The sequence below is a fragment of the Oxalobacteraceae sp. CFBP 8761 genome, from assembly GCA_014841595.1.
In the GTDB taxonomy this organism is placed as follows: domain Bacteria; phylum Pseudomonadota; class Gammaproteobacteria; order Burkholderiales; family Burkholderiaceae_D; genus Telluria.
The window spans coordinates 33,535-54,114 of sequence record JACYUE010000005.1; the positions used below are offsets into that span (position 1 = coordinate 33,535).

Below are 20,580 nucleotides of genomic sequence, written 5' to 3' on the forward strand. Positions count from 1 at the left end.
AGCCGCGAGGCAACTATCGAGGAATTCTCGATGGCAACCATAAGACGGTGACGAGCTCAAGGTACTAGAAAACACAACATCAAGAACCGACCAAAAATATGACCGAACAAGATCAGAAACAACTGGGTAAGACCCTCTGGAACATCGCTGACCAGCTACGCGGCTCGATGAATGCGGACGACTTCCGCGACTATATGCTCTCTTTCCTGTTCCTGCGCTACCTTTCTGACAACTACGAGCAGGCGGCTAAAAAGGAATTAGGAGCGGACTATCCGAAGCGGGAATCGGACGAGGGAAGTAGCGATAACAAGATTCCTTCACGCCCGCCGCTAGCCCATTGGTACGAAGAAAACGCCGTCGACGTTAAAGATTTCGAAAAACAGATGCGCCGCAAGGTGCATTACGTCATTGAGCCAGATTTTCTTTGGGGTAGCATCGTTCGCCTCGCTAAGAAGCAGGACGACCGGCTCCTCGATACGCTGCAAAAAGGCTTTAAGTACATCGAGGAGAAATCCTTTCAAAGCAACTTCCAGGGGTTATTCTCGGAGATCAACCTTGCTTCGGACAAGCTGGGTCGCCAATACTCGGAACGCAATGCCAAGCTGTGCTCGGTTATCTCTGAGCTAGCACGTGGCATGTCATTGTTTTCGAGTGACACTGACACATTAGGCGATGCTTACGAGTACCTGATTGGGCAATTCGCAGCAGGTTCGGGCAAAAAGGCCGGCGAGTTTTACACTCCGCAACAGATATCGAACATTCTCTCGACCATCGTCACGCTCGATAGTCAGGAGCCCAAGGAAGGGCCGCGTAAGAAACTGGAGAGCGTATTCGACCTCGCCTGCGGGTCCGGCTCACTTTTGCTGAACATACGTCATCGCATGAAAGATGCTGGCGGCAGCATTGGCAAGATTTATGGCCAAGAATACAACGTCACCACTTACAACCTAGCACGTATGAATATGCTGCTGCATGGAGTGAAAGACACTGAGTTCGAGATTTACCACGGCGACACGCTGACCAATGCATGGGATTTCCTGCGCGAAACGAATCCAGCGAAGAAGCCGCAGTTCGACGCAGTGGTAGCGAATCCACCGTTCAGCTATCGTTGGGATCCAACCGATACGATCAGCGAAGATATGCGCTTCAAGAACCATGGTGTGGCACCCAGGAGCGCCGCTGACTTTGCTTTTCTGCTGCACGGGCTGCACTACCTGAAAGAGGATGGCGTCATGGCAATCATTTTGCCGCACGGCGTATTGTTCCGTGGCGGTGCGGAAGAACGTATCCGCCGCAAGCTGCTGCAGGATGGACATATCGATACCGTGATCGGGTTACCTGCGAACTTATTCTACTCGACAGGTATCCCAGTTTGCATTCTTGTATTAAAAAAATGCAAGAAAGCAGATGACGTGCTCTTTATCAACGCGGCCGAGCACTTTGATAAAGGCAAACGCCAAAACCAACTTGCCGAAACGCATATTGCGCGTATTGTAGAGACTTATAAATACCGCAACGAAGAAACGCGTTACTCTCGACGTGTCCGCATGGATGAAATCGAGAAGAACGATTTTAACCTCAACATCTCCCGCTATGTCAGTATAGCGGAAGCGGAGGAGGGAGTAGACCTCGAAGCGGTGCATGACCAACTCGTAAGTCTCGATCAAAAGATCAAGACCGCCACCGATCATCACAATAAATTTCTTAGCGAACTTGGGCTACCACTGCTTCCATATGGAAACGGGGTCGAAATGTAAGACATAGGGTAATCCCCCCACAAAAAGAGCACGATCAGAAGTAGAATTTTCTACTTAAGAAACAGAAACCTCGGCGTGAAGACCTCCCGCTTTACCGACAGCCAGATCATCGCCATTCTCAAGCAAGCCGAAGCCGGCAGCCTTGTATCAGAGCTGTGCCGCGAGCAGGGCATCAGCAACGCTAAGTTCTACAAGTGGAGCTCCAAGTTCGGCGGCATGGATGCCTCGCTGATGGCACGCATGAAGGAGCTAGAAGAGGAAAACCGTCGCCTCAAGAAGATGTATGTCGAGGAGCGCCTCAAGGCCGAGATTGTCGCGGAGGCACTGACAAAAAAATGATAGCACCATCTCAGCGGCGAGAGATGGCGCAATAGGCCGTGTTGGAGCGGTCCGCCACGGTCAGGCTGGCGTGCCAGGCATTTGGCATTAGCCAGACCTGCTACCGATACAAAGCGAAGCTAGACGTGGAAAACAACCTCATTGCCGACTGGCTGGTACGGCTGACGAACAACGAGCGCAACTGGGGCTTTGGCTTGTGCTTCCTGTACCTGCGCAACGTGAAAGGCTTCACATGGAACCACAAGCGCGTCTATAGAATCTACCGCGAACTCGAGCTGAACCTGCGGATCAAACCGCGTCATCGTCTGGTGCGGGAGAAACCGCTGCCGTTGGCAATGCCGAGTGCGATCAATCCAGAGCTGGTCGATGGACTTCATGCATGACCAGCTTGCCGATGGGCGCAGCATCCGTTTGTTCAATGTAATAGATGACTTCAACCGCGAGGGCTTGTGGATCGAGGTCGATTTCTTACCGCCGTCCGAGCGGATTTTACAGCCTTAGTGCGCAGCTACGTCTGTCAGGAATTCACACTGCCCACAATAAAAATGGAATGGTGGAGCGAAGGATCCGCACTTTGAAGGGGCAGTGTACGCATCGGCACCGCTTTGTGACATTGCAACATGCCAGCCGCGGATGGGCGACTGGAATCAGTTTACAACCACAAGCGCCCTCATCAGGAATTTTCTGAGCCAATACATGCACTGCTCATATCAGCGTTTTGCCCAACAAAGCCGTCTGACGTCCCAATTATTTTTAAATAGTTTTAAACAACTAGAATTTTGTTAAAATTCAGTATTGGCCGAACTGTTGCCAATTCAAATGGGAAGACAGATGAAAATTGCTTGGAGAAAATTGTTGGGCCGGCTAAAAATTTCGACTGGAGACGATTTTGAACGTACAGTGCTTCCATACCTGCGCGTGCTGTGGCCTGCCATTATTGCTTCTCCACGATTAATGCAGATGGATCGAAAAGGCATCGATCTTCTAGTTGAAACAGGGTCTACGAAGCACTTTGAAGTGGTCGTACAGGCGAAGGGATTTACAATTGAAGAAGAAATCCAGGAACAACAAGTAAGAAAACAGATCATTCCCTCCATAAGAAAATTCGCCAAATCAGGATTAACATGCGATACATATGTTTTATTGCACAACAGAAATGAAGCTAAAAAAGCCGAGGCTGATCTAATTCAAGTGGAGCTTGATCTTCTCATCGCGAACGGAAAAGCAAAGAATTTTAAAGTTTTTGGCAGGGAAGTTTTTGTCAGTGCCGTTGAGACTCACTTAACAGAAAAAATCAGGAATAAATTAAATGAACGCTCATTAGTTCTTTTGAAAAATCATTTAGATTATTTTCATTTTGGCAATCTTCTTGTGTCTGAAGTCCCTGTTACCCATAGTAGATGGGCGCCTTCAGCATTTACTGGCCCTTCTATATCGGTTGAAAGTTCTAAGACATGTAACGCAGCGGAGTTTGTTGCCCCGAATGCAAAATCAAGATACTCTTTGTTAATTGGAAGTTTCGGCATTGGAAAAACCACCACTGCCTTGCAATTGGCAAGTGCAGTTGGTTTTTCTGTGGTGTACATTCCAGCGGCTGCCATAACGGCCCACTTAGACGGACTGAATACGAATTTGCTTTTGCGACGGATTATTTCGGCTATTGAAGTTTTAGAAGACTTCGATGAGCAAGACGCTATTGTATTAACGAATGTTGCAGCAGTGGTCCTCAATAAATTGTTGACGCAACAGAATCATAGATTTCTTTTGGTAATTGATGGGTTAGATGAGCATAGATCTTACGGAACCGCAGCGGGTCTTAATGCATTAACAAAAGAGTTAACGGACATTCAATGTCCAATAATTTTGACTACTCGCAAAGAACATTTTGAAGCGTTAAGTGGAAATTACGCCTCGATCTTTGATGGGGTAAGTAAAATAAAAGACCCCAAGCGCCATATCGATGTTTTTGAGTTGGGCAATTGGACAACTGAGCAGGGGTTAAATTTATTGACTGCGGCTTTGTCTAGAGTGTCAGAGCAGAGCCAGAAGCATGCAATTAATGAGTTGATACTTAGCGTAAAAAGTTCTGATAGGGCTTTGTCTCGCGATCTGTTGAGCCATCCATTATTCATGCAAATGACATTGGACTTAATATTTGAAAATCAAGAATGGGATTTAGCCAATCAAAATATACTTATTGAGCATTGGTGCCGATCGAAGATCAATCGTGACCTCATGTTGCCTAGAGTGCCAATTGAGGGTGATTTTGACCGGAATGAATATGTTAGCAACATGCTTTCTGCTATGGCGCAAGTATCAAATTTTATGAAAGATGTCGAGTCAGGAGAAATGTTAGAATCTATCGATGTTAATTGTATTCTTCCAATCGTGACTGAGACTTTGAGAATGAATATAAATTCCAGCACTCTGGTTTTGACTTCATTACTTGTACCTTCACAGATGAGGCGTGGATCCATTATGAAGGTAAAATTCTTCCATCGGTCTATCCAGGAATATTTCCGTGATTATAAACCAATCGAAATATAATTTTTCCTAATGAGAGCCAAAGTCGACCGACTGAATTTCTTGATGCCTGCATCCTGCTTTTAAAGTACATCTTGAAATTTCCGCGGCTCAACGGTCGTTTCCCAGATGACCGCGTACGGTCTGAATATTTTTTCTGGGTTTATGACACGGCCGGGCGTCAATGTGCCCCGGGTATCCATGCGATTGTTTCTTGTTGTCGGCACTTGCCACTTTATCCCACGTAACGTAGCGCTGAAGCACCTTGACCGCTGCCTGCGGTTGTCGAGGGCGTTGGCGTACTCGACGCAAATCGCGCTGGCGCCGGCCAATGGGTTGGAACTGGATCTGACCGGTAGGAAAATTTCACCTATTGTGAGATTTCTTTAGGGAATTTTCACGTATTTTGAGACAGCCTTTGCCGCCAGTCTCAAATTACATGACTTAGCCCTGAATTTGTATAGGAACCGATTTCATTTATTTTGAGATCCTACAGTTTACTTGAACGATCGGCCAGAATGGCCAACCATTCGGTTGGCCCTTTTTCATTGGATACGCGCCAGGCACCGTTACATGGCGTGCAACTCGTGCTAGTATTGACGCTGGGCAGTGCAGGCGGCCCAGCTCTCGCGAAAGCCAACGCACCTGCTCAGGAAAATCCGTTTCAGGAGTCGTACCTGTTCAATCACAGTCGCCGTAGCGAGAGCGGCAACATCATGTGAATAGGATCAGGTATGCGCCCCCAAACTCAGCAACAAATCCCGCTCGACACAAACACCGACTTTTTGCGCCGCCACGCCCGTGGCATGTTGCGCAGCGCGCACTCGGACCAACCCAGCAAGGCGCTCCCTATCGTCCGCCGTGTCCACGCGGCGCGCGCGTTTTCGATGCCACGCCTGACCGAGCTTTACCATGCTCGCGCCAAACTACAACTCAAGCATATGTTTCGCACGCTGGCAGCGGAACTCGGCTATGCGAGTTGGGATGCCTGCAAACGCGACATCGATCGTCGCCCGAGCGAGATTCTGGATCGGTTCCGGCTCGACCTCGGCGCGTTCGGCGACCATGAGCATGTCTGGTTTGCAGACCAGCCTACCGCCGCTGCGTGGCAGCGCCAGCACGGCGGCCGGATGGTTGTGTATGGAAGTCAGGCTGTCATGATGCCGGCTTGAACGGTCAGTATTGGGATGGCCGGCCGTCTGAGCGGCCATCCTGGTTGGTTTTCTTTTAACGACCACGACGAGAATTCGCAAATGTTGTTGCTGAGATATTGAACAGTCGATAGACTGGGGAGAACGTTATGTTCTTCCCGTCATGTCCGAATCCGTCCACGAGTCACCCGTTATCAGTAACAGTCCATGGACGGACGATGAGTTGTTGCGTGCTATCGAAGCATACCTCGACATGCTGCGGGCCGAATTGAATGGCCAGCCATACAGCAAGGCCCAGATAAACCGTGATTTAAGGGCCGGTCCACTTGCGACGCGGACCAAGGGCTCCATTGAGTTCCGCATGCAGAATATATCGGCAGCGCTGTATGAGCTGAAAATGCCCTGGATCGTGGGCTATCTGCCTGCGAAAAATATTGGCACCACCGTCAAGGAAAAGATGATCACGCTGCTGCATACGAGCGGCGTCGAATTTCTTGAACCGTTCGTTGCAACAGCCGATCCGGCAAGATTGGCCAGGAACGTGACGGCATTGCGGCAGCAAAAGCTTGCTACGCGTCCACTCGGCAGCTTTCAACCAGCCATGGTATCGACGATTGCGACCTCTTACGTGCGAGACCCGGCGGTTAAAGCATGGGTGCTGCAAGTCGCAAACGGTCGCTGCGAAGGTTGTGATGCTCCCGCACCGTTCATGGGCGGAGACGGCCTGCCCTACCTCGAAGTCCATCACGTCATGCCACTGTCGAGCCACGGTTCCGACACTACAGCAAACGCGGCCGCCCTCTGTCCGAATTGCCATCGCCGATGTCACTCGTCGATCGACCGCGATGAATTCAAGCTCGCCTTGTATCAAAAAATTGCTCGGCTGATCGTCGAGGTGCCAGCGTTGGATTAACGTGCCCGCTAACGCTGATTGGTTCGCGGCTCGATCTGTTCGTCATACACGTTCAGCCGCTTTTTCACGTTGGCATCGCTGCCATATTTCTTTTTGAGCAAGCGAAGTCGCCGATCGGTACCGCGACAGCGTTTCTCGATCTGGCCAGTGACTTCTCGCATCCGCTCCGCCTCTTCAGGCTCGGGTAGCTCGCCACGAAAGTGATCGCACGCGTCGCGTTGCGCAATGAACTGTCTGACATCGTTTGGCAGTTTTTCCGCTGCGAAAACGGGCGAGAAGGAAAACAGAAGAAGAGCAGGAACGAGGGCAAGCGTCTTCATAAAATCTCCCTATCGCTGACGCCCCGCTTACCGCAGCCGAATCTTGACCACCGCATTTCCCGATGTCGCGTACAGCAACCCTTTTCCATCCGTAACGATGCCGCGAATGTCACCCAAGCTCCCCGGCAAATCACCAACCCGCAACGTCGTCGCCCGCGTCGTCCCCGCTACCGTCGTCACCACACCCGCCGGCGTAATCTTGCGCACCAGGTTATTCACCGCATCCGCTGCATACACATTGCCCTGCGGGTCCACCGTCAGCGCCACCACCTGCTCGAAGCGCGCCGCATTGCCAGTACCGTTGACCGCGCCGCGCACGTTCGGTGCACCAGCAATCGTGAACAGATTGTCCGACCCAAAATTGGCCGTCGGATTCCAGCGACTGATCTCGCGCTCGAGATCGAACAAGTACACGACATTGCTGCTATCGACCGCCACCCCGCGCGGTGCCAGCGTGCGCGTTCCGAACAGGTCGCCCACCGTGTTCTGCCCTTCCAGAATCCCCGTCCCGCCCGCGCCAATGGCGAACCGGCGCGTGCCGTAGTTATTAGTGATGTAGAGATTGTTATTGGCGTCGACGGCAATCGCCCCTGGCGTGACGTCAGGCCGGCTCGCTGTCGCGATGTTGCTGCCAACCGGGATCGTCGTCACCGTCGCGACCTGGCCACCGGTTGTGATGCTGCGGATGTTCACATCGTCCGCCACATACACCGTGCCGCCGCTCCCCACCGTCAACGCGACCGGATTGACGAAGCGCGCATTGGCGGCAGCGCCATTGGTCAGCCGGCTCTGCCCTGCGCCGCCGGCCAGCGTTGTCACCACACCGTCCGGCGTGATCTTGCGGATGACGTAGTTGCCGCGATCTGCCACGTAGACGTTGCCGCTGCTGTCGATCGCCAGCCCGTGCGGATTGTTGAAGCGCGCCGCCGTGCCGGTGCCGTCCATGGTCCCATCGGCAGTCGGATCGCCCGCGAACACCGACAGCGCCGCCGTTGGTGCCGGTGGCGGCTTGTCATCGTCCTTGTCCTTGTCCTTCGGGATGCCGTCGCCGCAACCGGCCAGCAGCGCCATCAAACCAAGGGCGCCAAGCAGATTCAAGCGCGAACGGGACACATAGTTAACAGGGCGGCGCATTGGCAAAACCTCCAGAAAGTATCGCCGTCGATGCTATCACGCGCCATCCTGCAAGCAGGTGCTCTCTTCCATGGCACCTGCATAAACGACAGCCTGAAAGCCGTATGCACCGCTCAGACTGCGGCAGAGAACCGGTCCGAATTCCCGTACTTTCTTTTCCACACGCGCCTATTGTCCGCTTGACATACGGCGCCGAGTTCCTTAAAGTCGAAATTATGTCTTTCACCCTGCATCTGTCGAACACTCTCCCAGCCGCTGGCGCGCTATCGCTAGCTGCACTGCTACTACGCGCCTGATCGTTCGGCCGTACGCCCGGCACACGCCGGTCTCCACAGCAGCAGGAAAGTCGCAGATGTCTACCACGCCAATTTTCGCTTCATCGTTTTTCCTCACCGGGTCCATCCTGGCGGCGAGCGCTTGCGTTCCATCCGCAGCGCTAAACCTACCGACCGGTTGCCGGGCCTCGCGTTTCGTGGCCCGTCCGGCAGCCTCCGCCACCCAAGGTTTCACCGCCGCCCAGTGACCAAACCAATCAGGAGCACCCGATCATGTTGACCAATCCCGCCGCCAAGTACCGTCCCTTCCCTGCCATCGACCTGGCAGACCGCCAGTGGCCAAGCCGCACCATCACCACACCGCCGATCTGGATGAGCACCGACCTGCGCGACGGTAACCAGGCATTGATCGAGCCGATGAGCCCGGAGAAGAAGCTGCGCTTCTTCAAGATGCTGGTCAAGATCGGCATCAAGGAGATCGAGGTGGGCTTCCCGTCCGCCTCGCAGACCGACTTCGATTTCGTGCGCATGCTGGTCGACGACAAGCATATCCCGGACGACGTCACGATCATCGTGCTGACCCAGTCGCGCGATGAGCTGATTCGCCGCACCGTCGAATCGGCCGTTGGCGCCAAGCGCGCGATCGTCCACGTCTACAACTCGGTCGCCCCGGTGTTCCGCCGCGTGGTGTTCAATATGGAGCGTGACGAGATCGTGCAGATCGCCGTCAAGGGTACGCAGCTGATCAAGGACCTGACGTCCCAGCATCCGCAGACCCAGTGGGGCCTCGAGTATTCGCCGGAATCGTTCTCGACGACCGAGCTGGACTTCTCGAAGCAGATCACCGATGCGGTCAGCGCCGTCTGGCAGCCCACTCCGCAGAACAAGATGATCGTCAACCTGCCATCGACCGTCGAAGCGGCCACGCCCAACGTCTACGCCGACCAGATCGAGTGGATGTGCCGTAACCTGAACAACCGCGAATCGCTCGTCATCAGCGTCCACCCGCACAACGACCGCGGCACCGCAGTTGCTGCCGCCGAACTGGCCGTGATGGCCGGTGCGGACCGCGTCGAGGGCTGCCTGTTTGGTAACGGCGAGCGCACCGGTAACGTCGATCTGGTCACGCTGGCGATGAACCTGTACACGCAGGGCGTGCACCCGGGCCTGGACTTCTCGGACATCGACGCCGTGCGCCAGCTGGTCGAGGATTGCAACCAGCTGCCGGTGCACCCGCGCCATCCGTATGCGGGCGATCTGGTGTTCACGGCGTTCTCGGGTTCGCACCAGGATGCGATCAAGAAGGGTTTTGCCAAGCAGCAGGCCGACGCGATCTGGGAAGTGCCCTACCTGCCGATCGATCCGGCCGACCTGGGGCGCAGCTACGATGCGGTCATCCGCGTCAACAGCCAGTCGGGCAAGGGCGGCATGGCCTACCTGCTCGAGCAGGAATACGGCCTGCAACTGCCGCGTCGTTTGCAGATCGAGTTCTCGCGCGTCGTGCAGCGCCAGGCCGACGAGAGCGGCCGCGAAATCAACCCGGCCGACTTGCACGCGCTGTTTGCGCGCGAGTACCTGGACCAGCAAGAGCCGTATCACTACATCGCGCACCGCATGACCGAAGACAGCGCGCATGACGTGCAGCTCGAAGTCGACGTGGCGCGCCACCATGCGCCGCAAGTGTTTTCCGGGCGCGGCAACGGCCCGATCGATGCGTTCGTCACGGCGATGGGCCTCGAGATTCGCCTGATGGATTACCACGAGCATGCGATCGGCTCGGGCGCCGATGCCCGTGCGGCGTGCTATGTCGAGCTGCGGGTGGGGAACGGCCCGACGTTGTTCGGTGTCGGCATCGACAGCAATATCGTGACGGCGTCGTTCAAGTCAGTGCTGTCGGCAGTGAACCGCCATGTGGTGAGTGCCGAGCCGAATTCGGACGCTCTGGCGGCATAACGACATCGCGTGGACGGGGCAATCCCGTCCATGTCACCGCCCGCTCATCCGATCCACGATCTGCAACGACGCGCGCTCGCTCATCACCAGCACGAGCTTGAGCCGCGCGCGCGTCATCCCCACGAACAGCTTGCGCAGCGTCTGCTCATCGAGCTCTTCGAAATCGATCTCCGTAAAAATCAGCGCCGGCGCTGACTGCCCCTTGAAGCGGTACACCGATTCGGCCAGCAGCCCGCCTTCGCGGAACACCGGCGTGCCGAACAAGTCATATGCCCCCGTGAACGAGCGCAGCGAGTGCGCGTCGCTCAGGCGATCGAGCTGCAAAATCGCCGACTTTTCGCGGCCGCGAAACGCGCAGATCGCGATGTCCTGGCGCCCGAAGCCGGCCGCCAGGCACGACGTCACGGCGCGCCGCGTCTGCGCCAGCATCGCTTCGACGTCGCCTTCGGGATAGGTCAGCTCTTCGATGTCGGCGCCCTTGAACGGACTGCCCGCCTCCACCGGCTGGTGCGATGCGCCGATGGACGTGAGCATGTCGACGATCTGGCGCGGGCTGCGATAGTTCACATGCGAATGCAGCGTCACCCAGCCCGGCAGCGGCACCATCCCGCGGCCGTACAGGTTCTGGTCCGGGTCTTCCATCCAGATCGCGCGCCCGCCTTCTTTCAGCATGCGCAGCACGATGTCGCGCCACGCCACCGAAAAATCCTGCCCTTCGTCGACGATGACGACGTCGAATTGCCAGGTTTCGGGCAACGTGGCGTCGGCCATCGATGCTTCGATCTTTTCCCACACATCCGCCGCCGCGTAATCGGGCGTGATGTCCTGCGCGCGCAGCCAGGCGTCCGACAGCATGTGAAAGGTCGCCACCCGCCCGCCGGCCGGCACCAGCCGTTCGATGTGGTCGGCCAGCGGCCGGTTGAAGCAGACGTACAGCGGACGCAGGCCAGCGTCGATGGCAGCGCTGTATTCGGCCAGCGCCAGCTGGGTCTTGCCGCTGCCGGCGGTGCCGATGACGTGCAGCCGGAATGGCGAGAAATCGAGCCGCCGCGCCCAGGTCGCCAGGCCGCCTGAGAGTTTGGTGACCATCGCCTCGGCATTGCCGATCATGGCGCTTGGATCGGGCCGCAGGTTCAGCGTGTCGCCCAGGAAGCGTGTGACCTTGTCGAAGTCGTCGGTGCGCTCGGTGATGGGCAGCGCCTCGCGGATCACGCGCGCCAGCTTGGGTTTGTTCGATGCGTCGATGATGTGGTCGGCGTCGATGCCGGCCAGCGGCTGATCGCGCACGATGTAATCGGGGCAGTACAGCAGATAGTCGATCGACAGCGTGCCCTGGAAACGCTTGGCCAGGCCCTCGATCGTGGCCAGGATCTGCGTGCGGACCTTGCGCGGCTTGCCCTGGTAGCTTTTGACCAGGCCGTCCGGCGTCTCGTTCAAAAAGCCGGCGACCTGCTCGATGACTACCATGCGGCCATTCGGCGCGAGCACGATGAAGTCGACGTCGCCATACACCGAATATCCCTGCTCGACATTCGTCCAGTGCACGCCGTGGTAGATCACGTAGGGCGTGTCGGCCAGGCGCTGCTCCAGGTAGGCGAGCGTCTCGATTTCGCGGGCGGCGGCGCCCGTGACGGACAGTTCGCGCCAGCCGCTTGGTTGGATATGGGCCATGGTGTCCGCTAACGTTAATAAGGTGGAAACTATTGTAAGACTGTTTGCATGATAGTCACACACCGTTGTCCATAGCACGCACTGGACGTGTGGAAAGCTGTCGAATGGTTGCCTGAGTGAAAAATCTATTGTGGCCGTACGGCAATCCAGTGCACACTTTCGTTCATCCCGTTTCGTGCAGGTTTCCTCGTGTATTTCACTTCCCCGTTCTCGCTGATCCTGCGCACGGCGCTGGTCCTGATCGGCCTGCTGCTCGCGGCCGGCGCCGCCCAAGCCGGCGCGACGTACCGCTTCGGCGGCGCGGCAGTACCGGGCTGCTCGCTGTCGGGCAAGGTGTACACCTGCCCCAGCAGTGCAGGTATCGCAGCGGACGACAAGATCGTCATCGAGACGGGCTACACCGTCAGCGTGCGGTCCGATTTCACGTTCGGCTACAACCAGGGCCTGACGATGTCAGGTACCGCGCGCCTGACCAGTACGGGCAATCTGAGCATTGCCGATCTTCCGCCCAGCAACCTCAATGTGTCCGGTGGTTCCTTCAGCTCAGCCAAAACCTTCACCGCAGGCAACCAGGTGCAGACCTTCAAGGCCGACATCAGCGCCGCGTCGCTGGTGCTGGGCAGTGGGTCAACCTTGCAGATCACCGGCACGCTGTTGTCCACCGGGCCAGTCACCATCGGATCGAAAACGACGATCACTGGCCCCGTCACCGGCACCACGGTCTCCATCGGCACACCGGTGAGCATTACGGGCGACGTCAAGGCGTCCACGAGCCTGTTCCTGGGCTCGGGCAGCACGATCGACGGCAACGTCGACACCGGTCAGATGACGCTGCAAGCCTCGGAGGCGCTCATCACGGGCAACGCAGCGGTCGACTTTGCAAAGCTGGACTGGCACGGCCGCGTGGCCAAGAAAATCATCTGCAAATCGGGCACGAGCCCTGGCGAGTGCGACTGCGTGAATAACCAGAGCGGCTATCCGGTCAACACCCCCGAAGGCCCGACCTGTGAGTCGGCCAAGCCGGCCACGGCCCCCTTGCACCATTTTCAGATCACCCATGACGGCAGCGGCCGCACCTGCGCGCCGGAAAGCGTGACCGTGACGGCCTGCGCCAACGAGTCTTGCAGCGCCTTGTACAAGGGCGGCGCACAAATCACGTTGTCGCCGGGTGCAGTGGCGGCCACCATCGACAGCTCCGGCACCACGCTGGCGCAGGTGTCGCGCAACACGGCCGGCGCGGACACCCTGCAACTGACGCAAAGTGGCGCCAAACCGGCCACCACCTGCTACAACAGCACGAGCAAGACCACCAGCTGCGCGATGACGTTCGCCAGCGGCGTGAGCTTCCGGATCGATGCGAACCACCACAAGGCTGGTCTCAGCGCAGGCGCAATCGTCACGGCACTCGCGCCCGACCCTGCCACCGGCCAGTGCGTGGCGGCCTTCAAGAAAACCAGCAAGGATATCGCGTACGCCTGCCAGCATGTCACGACCAGTGTCGACACCAAGGGTTTGCTGCTGACCGATACCACGACCAAACGCGCCGCCACGCTGGTGTGTTCCAACGGTGCGGCGCAAGCCGTCAGCAGCTATTTCGATGACTACGGCAAGGCAGCGCTGACGCTGGCCTACCAGGATGTGGGCACGCTCAAGCTTCTGGCGTCGTTCGACGACGCCCAGGGCGACACCACGGTGACCGTTGTGCCCAACAAATTCATCTTTTCAGCATTGCCTTCCTCACCCGTTCGCGCGGGCGACAATTTCCAGGTCACCGTCACGGCGGTCAACGAGGCCGGCGCCACCACGCCAAGTTTCAACCGCAGCACCCTGGCAGCTGGCGCCACCCTCACCGACATTGCGGTGTCCTGCGTGGGCAAGGGAAGCGCGAACCTGTTCACCGGCGCCAAAATGGAATTCAATAGCGGCGTCGGTGTGGCGACCCTGGCGTGGGGCGACGTCGGCATGCTGGACCTGAAAGCGACGTTGAGCGATTTTTTGGGTAGCAAGGTAGAAGTGCTGAGCACCAGTGGCAAGTCAGCGACATGCACGCCGACCGTCGGCCCCTTCATCCCCAAGTATTTCAAGGTCGATTATCCGACTGCAAGCACGACACGCACGTTCTACTATGCCGGCGAGCCCATCCCTGTCGAGGTGGCGGCGATGAATGCGCAAGGCGCCATGACCACGAACTATTCGGGCGACCTGGGCCTGAGCGAAACGGTGACGCTGACTGCGCTCAATCCGGCCGACTATGCTGCAATCAAGGACACCAGTGCCGAACTGAAGGACTTCACCGTGCCGGCGAGCGCCTTCAAGGCCGGGCTCGCACAGGCCAGGCCGGCCTATGGGCCGACAACCGCGGCGCCGATCGCTGCCAGCATTTTGCTCAGGGCCAGCAACAGCGGGGGTGTGGTGACATCGGGCGACGGCAAAGGTACTTATGAAAAAGCCCGGCCTGCAGTCCATAGTGGCCGCCTGCGTATCGCCAATGCATTCGGTCGCACCAACACGCCACTGCCGATGCGCATTGAAGCCTATTACTGGACCGGCAAAAGCTGGCTGTTCAATCAGAAGGATGACTTCACCGTGATTCCGGCCAGCGCGTTCGTGCAAGCGGCCCGGCCCAAAGTGACGGGCGGCGTGGCGCCGACAATTGGCGCCGTCAAGAGTGCCGTGGTACTGGCCAGCGGCCGCGGGCAAGTCGATCTGACGGGTGACCGGCCCGGCTGGATCGACCTGGCGATCAATCTGGGCAATGATACGCAGCCCCAGCCGTGCAACAAGGCCGTGTATCCCACGAACACCGGCGCCCGGCTGGCCTGGCTGCGCCTGCCCACGGGCTGCGCCGATCCATCGGCGCGCGCCACCTTTGGCGAGCAGTCGGCCGAAGAGCGTCGCATCATCCATGTGCGCCAGGTGTTCAATTGAGCCGCCAGCAGGGTTTCACGATGGTTGAACTGATCACGGTGATGGTGCTGATCGGCGTGCTGGCAGCCTTCGCTGTCCCGCGCCTGATGGGAGACAGCGCGACCGGCGCGGCCCTGTTTGGCGACCAGGTGGCCAGTGGACTGCGCATGGCCCAGAAAAGCGCGGTCGCGCGGCGCCGCACGGTATGCGTGACCATGACGGCAACCACGCTGACGCTGCGCGTGCGTACCGCTGTCGGCAACGGACTCTGCGGCAACGTGCAGCTGCAGGGCATCACCGATGGTCTGTACGACAGCAAGGAAGCAGGTATCGTCATGAGCGGCGCGCCCACGCTGCTGCTGTTCCGGCCCGACGGCACCATCGATGACGGCAACGGCGTACGCCTGGGCAGGGTCGACATCGCCATCAACGGTGCTGACGCCATCCGGCGCACCATCACGCTCGACGGAGGCACTGGCTATGTCCATTAAGCGCATGGCAGGCACCACGCTGATCGAACTGATCGTCGCAATCGTGATCGTGGGCACCGCCCTGGCAGGACTCGTGGCTGCCTACAACCGCGCCAATATCGCCTCGACCGATCCCTTGGTTACCCAGCAAATGCTGGCGATCGCCGAATCGATGATGGAAGAGGTCATGCAAAAGCCGTTCGTCGCCCAGCCGAATCAGGCGGGCCGCCTGTTTTTCAATGACCTCATGGACTACAACGGCTACGGGCCTGTCGCCGTCAGCAATGTCAACGGCGGCGCTGTCCCGGGCCTGGGCCGCTATACCGTGCAGGTGCAGGTCAACCAGCAGGGCATCACCGGCGTGGCCGCTGCCGACGCCATGCGCGTTCAGGTCATCGTGCGCGCGCCTGGCGCCCAGGATCTGCGTCTGGTCGGCTGGAGGACGCGTCCATGAGCCTTTCCATGCGCCATTCCATGCGCCGGGGCGTGCAGCGCGATGGCGGCTTCTCGCTGGTCGAGCTGATCCTGGTCATCGTCCTGATCGGCATCATCGGCGGCGTGCTCACGATGCAGCTGGCCCCGGCGATTCAGAGTTACCTCTTGATCAGCCAGCGCGCAGGCCTGACGAGTCAGGCTGACACCGCGCTGCGCAGGATCACCACCGAGGTGCGCGCCGCCGTGCCCAATTCGCTGCGCCTGAATAATCCGCAATGCCTGGACCTGGTGCCGACCCGCGATGGCGGCCGTTATCGAATGGGCCCTGACACGGTCAATCCCGACGACGCCCATATCAACGATGCCGAAACCGGTACCGCGTTCGATGTGCTCACGCCGCTCAACGCGATGCCGACGCCAGGCGATGCGATCGTGATCGGCAACCGCAGTCCGGACGATGTGTATAACGACTCAAATGTCGGCACGGTCAGCGCGCTGGCCGGGCCATCGCCGAATGCGCAGGCCGGCATCAGCCGCATCATGCTGAACGCGCCGATCCAGATTCCCCAAGGGTACGATGGCGGCCGCTTCCTGGTCGTGCCAGGAGGCGAGCGCGTCGTTACTTACGTCTGTACGCAGGGCGTCGACAAAGCAACCGGCAACGGCACAGGCTTCCTGACACGGTTTTCCCGCACCACGTCTGGCGCAACGACGTGCAATGCGCCGGCCGGCACACCGGCCATCGTGGCCACCCGGGTGTCGGCCTGCAGCTTCGTCGTCTACACCAACCAGGGCGCGACCCAGGACAGCGGCTTCGTACAACTCCAGCTCACGCTGACCGAGCGCGGTGAATCGGTCCCGCTCACGATCGGCACCCACGTCGACAACCTGCCATGAGCCGCTTCCCCATCCTTTCCCGGCGCCAGTCGGGCTTCGCCTATATTGCTGCCGTGATCTTCCTGGTGGTGATTGCCGGCATTGCGGTCGTGCTGTTGCGCCTGACCGAGACGCAGCAGAGCACCGTCAACCAGGCCTTGCTGGCTTCGCGTGCCAGCCTGGCGGCGCGCGGTGGCCTTGAATGGGTTTTCAACAACCCGGCGCAGCGCTGCTCCCAGGCCCCTCTGTCGACCAGCAATGCAGCGCCAGCGGGAACGGTCAACCATCTCAATGACTTCCGTGCCGAGTCCGGATTTCTGGTCAGTGTCAGCTGTTCGTTCCGCGCCTATAACGAGGGCGAAGCGATCGATGACAGCGGTAACTCGTCGCCGGTTGTCAAACGCATCTACCGGATCGAGGCCGTGGCCTGCAATGGCACTGCCACAACCTGCCCGGACCCCGGCAGCGTGCCACGGGCCGATTACGTCGAGCGCGCGCAAGTGGCCACCATCTGCCTGCTGACCAACGGCGCGCCTTGCGTGTGAGTGTTATCGTCGGAAGCGGAGGCCTTGCCGGAGGATCGTGCAATCTTCCCGGACCATCGCACGCCGCGCCGGTGGTCTAATGGCATGTTGTTCACCGACCCGAGAAACTGCCCATGCAAGCGATCCGCGACCTCGCCACCCAGATTGCGCAGCACGCCCCCGGCGACGGCATGCACCGGAGCCCGATCCCCGGCGTGTGGCTGATCCGCAGCGGCCAGACCACCGAACCGCTGCGTGTCGTGCACACGCCGGCGGTGTGCATCATCGCGCAGGGCGCCAAGCTGGTCTCGCTGGGCGGCACTGACTACCGGTACGATACGGCCAAGTTCCTGGTAGTGTCGGTCGATTTGCCGGTGACCGGCTGCGTGACGCTGGCGACCGAGGATGAACCCTATCTGTGCCTGCGGGTCGATCTCGACGCGCAGTTGCTCGCCGCGCTCGACCTCGAACTGCCAGCCCGGCCGGCCGCCCGCGGCACGCCCCCTGCGCGCGGGCTGTTCCTGAGCGAGACCACGCCCGCGCTGCTCGAGGTCGCCAACCGCCTCGTGCGCCTGCTCGATGCGCCCCACGACATCGCGGTGCTCGCGCCGCTGCTGCTGAAGGAATTTCATTATCGCCTGCTCACCGGCGAGCATGCCGACACCGTGCGCCATTGCGCGCGCGGCGATGGCCGCATCGCGCAGGTCACGCGGGCCATCTGCTGGATCAAGGATCATTACAACCGGCCACTGAGCGTCGAGCGCCTGGCTGGCGAGGTGGGCATGAGTTCGTCGACGCTGCACGAGCACTTCAAGACCGTGACCTCGATGAGTCCGCTGCAGTACCAGAAGCAGCTACGCCTGCAAGAAGCGCGGCGGCTGATGCTGGCCGGGTCGATCGACGCGGCGCGCGCAGGCCATGCGGTGGGCTACGAAAGCAGCTCGCAGTTTTCGCGCGAATACGCGCGCTTCTTCGGCCTGTCGCCAGGGCGCGATGCGACGCGGCTGCGCCAGTCGCTCCAGGCGGGCGGCCTGCAGGCGATGCGCTGACAGGGGCGTGCCGGCGACGTGCCGGCGCGGCGGTCTCTATAATCGTCGCATGACTTCGACTCCACTGACCCGCGCATGAGCTATCGCCTGGCGATCTTCGACTTCGACGGCACGCTGGCCGACTCGTGGCCTTTCTTCATGAGCGTGTTCAACGAGATCGCCGATCAGCACGGTTTTCGGCGCGTCGACGCGGCGCAGGCCGAGCAGCTGCGCCACTACGGCCCGCGCGACATCATGCGCCATGTCGGGATGCCGGCCTGGAAGCTGCCGATTGCCTCGCGCTCGTTCATCGACCGCATGCGCGGCGCCACCGGCCGCATCGCACTGTTCGACGGCATCGCCCACACGCTGCGCGAGCTCGACCGTAATGGCGTGCGGCTGGCGGTGGTCTCGTCCAATGCCGAAGACAATGTGCGCGACGTGCTGGGGCCGGAACTGGCAAGCCTGGTGGGGCAGTATGAATGCGGCATGTCGATCTTCGGCAAGGCGGCGCGCATCCGCAAGGTCGTGCGCCGTGCCACGGTGCCGGCGATCCAGGCGTTGTATGTCGGCGACCAGACGACCGATGGCGACGCCGCTCGCCGGGCCGGGATCGCGTTCGGGGCGGTCGGCTGGGGCTATGCGTCGATGGAAGCGCTGCGCCGGGTGGCGCCGGAGCGCGAGTTCGGGACGCCGGCGGATCTGCTGTCGCTCACAGGCCAGGCGTGCCCGCCACGGAATTGCCCGGACGCATAGGCCAGTTGCTATACTCGGCAGCAACTGCATCAATGAACAACGGACCTTTCATGCGCCTTCCACTCATCTTCCTGGCTCCGCTGCTGCTGAGCGGCTGCTTCATCGAGACGTCGACGTACGTGATCGACCTGAATACCGATCATGCGATCACGCTGAAGGTGGAAAAGGACAATTTCTGGACGAAAGAAGGCACGCTGCGCGTCGTCATGTCGCGCCTGCCGGATTGCCAGCGCCAGTATGAGCTGGGCTCGGTGTGGCTGGCCGACTTGCAGGTTGAGCTGTTCGGCAACGGCAACAACGTCTACACGCTGCGCGCAGACGACCAGGCATGGCAGATCGACACCACGACCTGTAGTGAACTGAAGGCGCCCGACCCCGACGCCGTCACCGGCCTGCCACTGGGGATCTTTACGCTGGACAGCGACAACAAGCTCAACTTCGAGAAGCCGGAAGCGGCCAGCGAATAATGCTCAGTAGCGCTGCGTCAGCGCGCGCAATCGGGTGAGCTCGACGTCACGACCTGATTTCTCGAGCACGCTTTCGAGCAGCGACTGGCCGTTTTCGCGTTGCATGGTCCACTGCGTGAAATACTCGTGCACCGTGCGCCACGGTGGAAAATCGGGTGGCATCGCGCGCCAGGTGGCGCCAGTGTGCAAAAAATACAACACGGCGCAAAACACGTCGTATAAATCGTGCTTGCGCGGGCGCGTCTTGCGGCGCGCCGCTTCAAGCATGGCGCGCACGACCTCGAAGTGTTCGCGGGGTATATCGCTGGGGTAGACAGCTCGGTCCATGGGTGACCTCCAAAACAGCTTGGAGGCCCGGATCTGGAACAGGTTCCCTAGCTGTATTTACAGTCTACCCAAAATAATTGAACCTAGCTAGTCCCGCGCTAGCGCCAGGAACTCGGTTCGCAGTGCCAGGTTCGGCTGCAGCTCGCCCAGCAGGGTCGAGGTAATGGTTTCTTCGCCAATGGCGCGGATGCCGCGGCTTTCCATGCACAGGTGGCGGCACTTGATGACCACGCCCACTGCTTTCGGTTCCAGCACTTCCATCAGCGCATTGGCGATCTGCATCGTCATGCGTTCCTGCACCTGCAGGCGCTTGGAAAAGATATCGACCAGGCGGGTCAGCTTCGACAGGCCGACGATTTTGCCGTTCGGCAGGTACCCAACGGTGGCTTTACCAAAGAACGGCGCCAGGTGGTGCTCGCAATGGCTGTAGACCGGGATGCCACGCACGACGATCAGCTCGTTGTATTCCTCGGCGCCGTCTTCGAACGCCTTGAGCACTTCCACCGGATTCTGGTCGTAACCCGAAGTCCAGTGCTTCCAGGCCTTGGTCACGCGCGCAGGCGTTTCGATCAGGCCGGGACGGTCCGGATTTTCGCCCAGCGTTTTCAATAGACGACGCCAGTCGTGTTCGGTGAAAGCTTCTTTGTCAGACATGGTGCACCCTAAAATAACGATTGCCGCCAGTATATAGAAAACGTCTGGCCCCGGTCGGGTGGCCTTATTCTTGCGCTAAATCATCCCCTGCATGCGACAT

The 20,580-nt window shown here is 59.1% G+C and carries 19 protein-coding genes and 1 pseudogene; 15 read left to right on the forward strand and 5 right to left on the reverse strand.

Annotation, left to right across the window (positions count from 1 at the left end; genetic code table 11):
- Positions 1–98: 98 nt before the first annotated feature.
- The 6 genes and pseudogenes from IFU00_21310 (at position 99) to IFU00_21335 (ending at position 6,683) form a co-directional block, all read left to right on the forward strand.
- Positions 99–1,757, forward strand: a complete 1,659-nt coding sequence (locus IFU00_21310; GenBank protein ID MBD8544820.1) for a type I restriction-modification system subunit M — start codon at positions 99–101, stop codon at positions 1,755–1,757.
- A gap of 75 nt (positions 1,758–1,832) precedes the next feature.
- Positions 1,833–2,585 (forward strand): annotated as a pseudogene (locus tag IFU00_21315) (transposase).
- Between the two features lie 306 nt (positions 2,586–2,891).
- Complete coding sequence (locus IFU00_21320) at positions 2,892–4,643, forward strand: hypothetical protein (GenBank protein MBD8544821.1); 1,752 nt, start codon at positions 2,892–2,894, stop codon at positions 4,641–4,643.
- Positions 4,644–5,137: 494 nt separating this feature from the next.
- Positions 5,138–5,341 (forward strand): hypothetical protein, encoded by a 204-nt coding sequence (locus IFU00_21325; GenBank protein ID MBD8544822.1) that lies wholly within the window; start codon positions 5,138–5,140, stop codon positions 5,339–5,341.
- A 12-nt stretch (positions 5,342–5,353) separates the two neighbouring features.
- Entirely contained in the window at positions 5,354–5,791 is a 438-nt protein-coding gene (locus IFU00_21330) for a hypothetical protein (protein MBD8544823.1), read from the forward strand.
- A 142-nt stretch (positions 5,792–5,933) separates the two neighbouring features.
- On the forward strand, positions 5,934–6,683 hold the full coding sequence (locus IFU00_21335) for an HNH endonuclease (GenBank protein ID MBD8544824.1): 750 nt from the start codon (positions 5,934–5,936) through the stop codon (positions 6,681–6,683).
- Between the two features lie 8 nt (positions 6,684–6,691).
- Here the strand turns inward: IFU00_21335 and IFU00_21340 are convergent, their stop codons facing one another.
- Positions 6,692–7,003, reverse strand: a complete 312-nt coding sequence (locus IFU00_21340; protein MBD8544825.1) for a hypothetical protein — start codon at positions 7,001–7,003, stop codon at positions 6,692–6,694.
- Between the two features lie 27 nt (positions 7,004–7,030).
- On the reverse strand, positions 7,031–8,137 hold the full coding sequence (locus IFU00_21345) for a DUF839 domain-containing protein (protein MBD8544826.1): 1,107 nt from the start codon (positions 8,135–8,137) through the stop codon (positions 7,031–7,033).
- 545 nt (positions 8,138–8,682) lie between these two features.
- On the opposite strand from IFU00_21345, the gene leuA reads away from it, so the two are divergent.
- Positions 8,683–10,365 (forward strand): 2-isopropylmalate synthase, encoded by a 1,683-nt coding sequence (leuA, locus tag IFU00_21350; GenBank protein ID MBD8544827.1) that lies wholly within the window; start codon positions 8,683–8,685, stop codon positions 10,363–10,365.
- Positions 10,366–10,398: 33 nt separating this feature from the next.
- Here leuA and IFU00_21355 read toward each other — a convergent pair whose 3' ends face one another.
- A complete protein-coding gene (locus tag IFU00_21355; protein MBD8544828.1) occupies positions 10,399–12,036 on the reverse strand; it encodes an ATP-dependent helicase in 1,638 nt (545 codons plus the stop codon).
- Between the two features lie 189 nt (positions 12,037–12,225).
- On the opposite strand from IFU00_21355, the gene IFU00_21360 reads away from it, so the two are divergent.
- The 8 genes from IFU00_21360 to IFU00_21395 all read left to right on the forward strand — a co-directional run bounded on the left by IFU00_21360 (position 12,226) and on the right by IFU00_21395 (position 19,499).
- Positions 12,226–14,964: a polymer-forming cytoskeletal protein gene (locus IFU00_21360; protein MBD8544829.1), complete on the forward strand. Its 2,739-nt coding sequence runs from the start codon at positions 12,226–12,228 to the stop codon at positions 14,962–14,964.
- Between the two features lie 20 nt (positions 14,965–14,984).
- Positions 14,985–15,434, forward strand: a complete 450-nt coding sequence (locus tag IFU00_21365; protein MBD8544830.1) for a hypothetical protein — start codon at positions 14,985–14,987, stop codon at positions 15,432–15,434.
- Positions 15,424–15,867: a prepilin-type cleavage/methylation domain-containing protein gene (locus IFU00_21370; GenBank protein MBD8544831.1), complete on the forward strand. Its 444-nt coding sequence runs from the start codon at positions 15,424–15,426 to the stop codon at positions 15,865–15,867. The genes IFU00_21365 and IFU00_21370 overlap by 11 nt, the downstream gene beginning before the upstream one ends.
- Positions 15,868–15,887: 20 nt before the next feature.
- Positions 15,888–16,745 carry a prepilin-type N-terminal cleavage/methylation domain-containing protein gene (locus IFU00_21375; protein MBD8544832.1) on the forward strand — a complete coding sequence of 286 codons (858 nt, stop codon included), beginning with the start codon at positions 15,888–15,890 and terminating at the stop codon, positions 16,743–16,745.
- Positions 16,742–17,269 (forward strand): hypothetical protein, encoded by a 528-nt coding sequence (locus IFU00_21380; GenBank protein ID MBD8544833.1) that lies wholly within the window; start codon positions 16,742–16,744, stop codon positions 17,267–17,269. The genes IFU00_21375 and IFU00_21380 overlap by 4 nt, the downstream gene beginning before the upstream one ends.
- A gap of 113 nt (positions 17,270–17,382) precedes the next feature.
- Positions 17,383–18,297: an AraC family transcriptional regulator gene (locus IFU00_21385; GenBank protein ID MBD8544834.1), complete on the forward strand. Its 915-nt coding sequence runs from the start codon at positions 17,383–17,385 to the stop codon at positions 18,295–18,297.
- Between the two features lie 75 nt (positions 18,298–18,372).
- Positions 18,373–19,032, forward strand: coding sequence for an HAD hydrolase-like protein (locus IFU00_21390; protein MBD8544835.1), 660 nt, complete (start codon positions 18,373–18,375; stop codon positions 19,030–19,032).
- A 50-nt stretch (positions 19,033–19,082) separates the two neighbouring features.
- Positions 19,083–19,499 carry a hypothetical protein gene (locus IFU00_21395; protein MBD8544836.1) on the forward strand — a complete coding sequence of 139 codons (417 nt, stop codon included), beginning with the start codon at positions 19,083–19,085 and terminating at the stop codon, positions 19,497–19,499.
- 3 nt (positions 19,500–19,502) lie between these two features.
- On the opposite strand, the gene IFU00_21400 is transcribed toward IFU00_21395, so the two are convergent.
- On the reverse strand, positions 19,503–19,826 hold the full coding sequence (locus IFU00_21400) for a transposase (GenBank protein ID MBD8544837.1): 324 nt from the start codon (positions 19,824–19,826) through the stop codon (positions 19,503–19,505).
- A gap of 87 nt (positions 19,827–19,913) precedes the next feature.
- Positions 19,914–20,480 (reverse strand): GTP cyclohydrolase I FolE, encoded by a 567-nt coding sequence (gene folE, locus IFU00_21405; GenBank protein MBD8544838.1) that lies wholly within the window; start codon positions 20,478–20,480, stop codon positions 19,914–19,916.
- Positions 20,481–20,580: the final 100 nt, after the last annotated feature.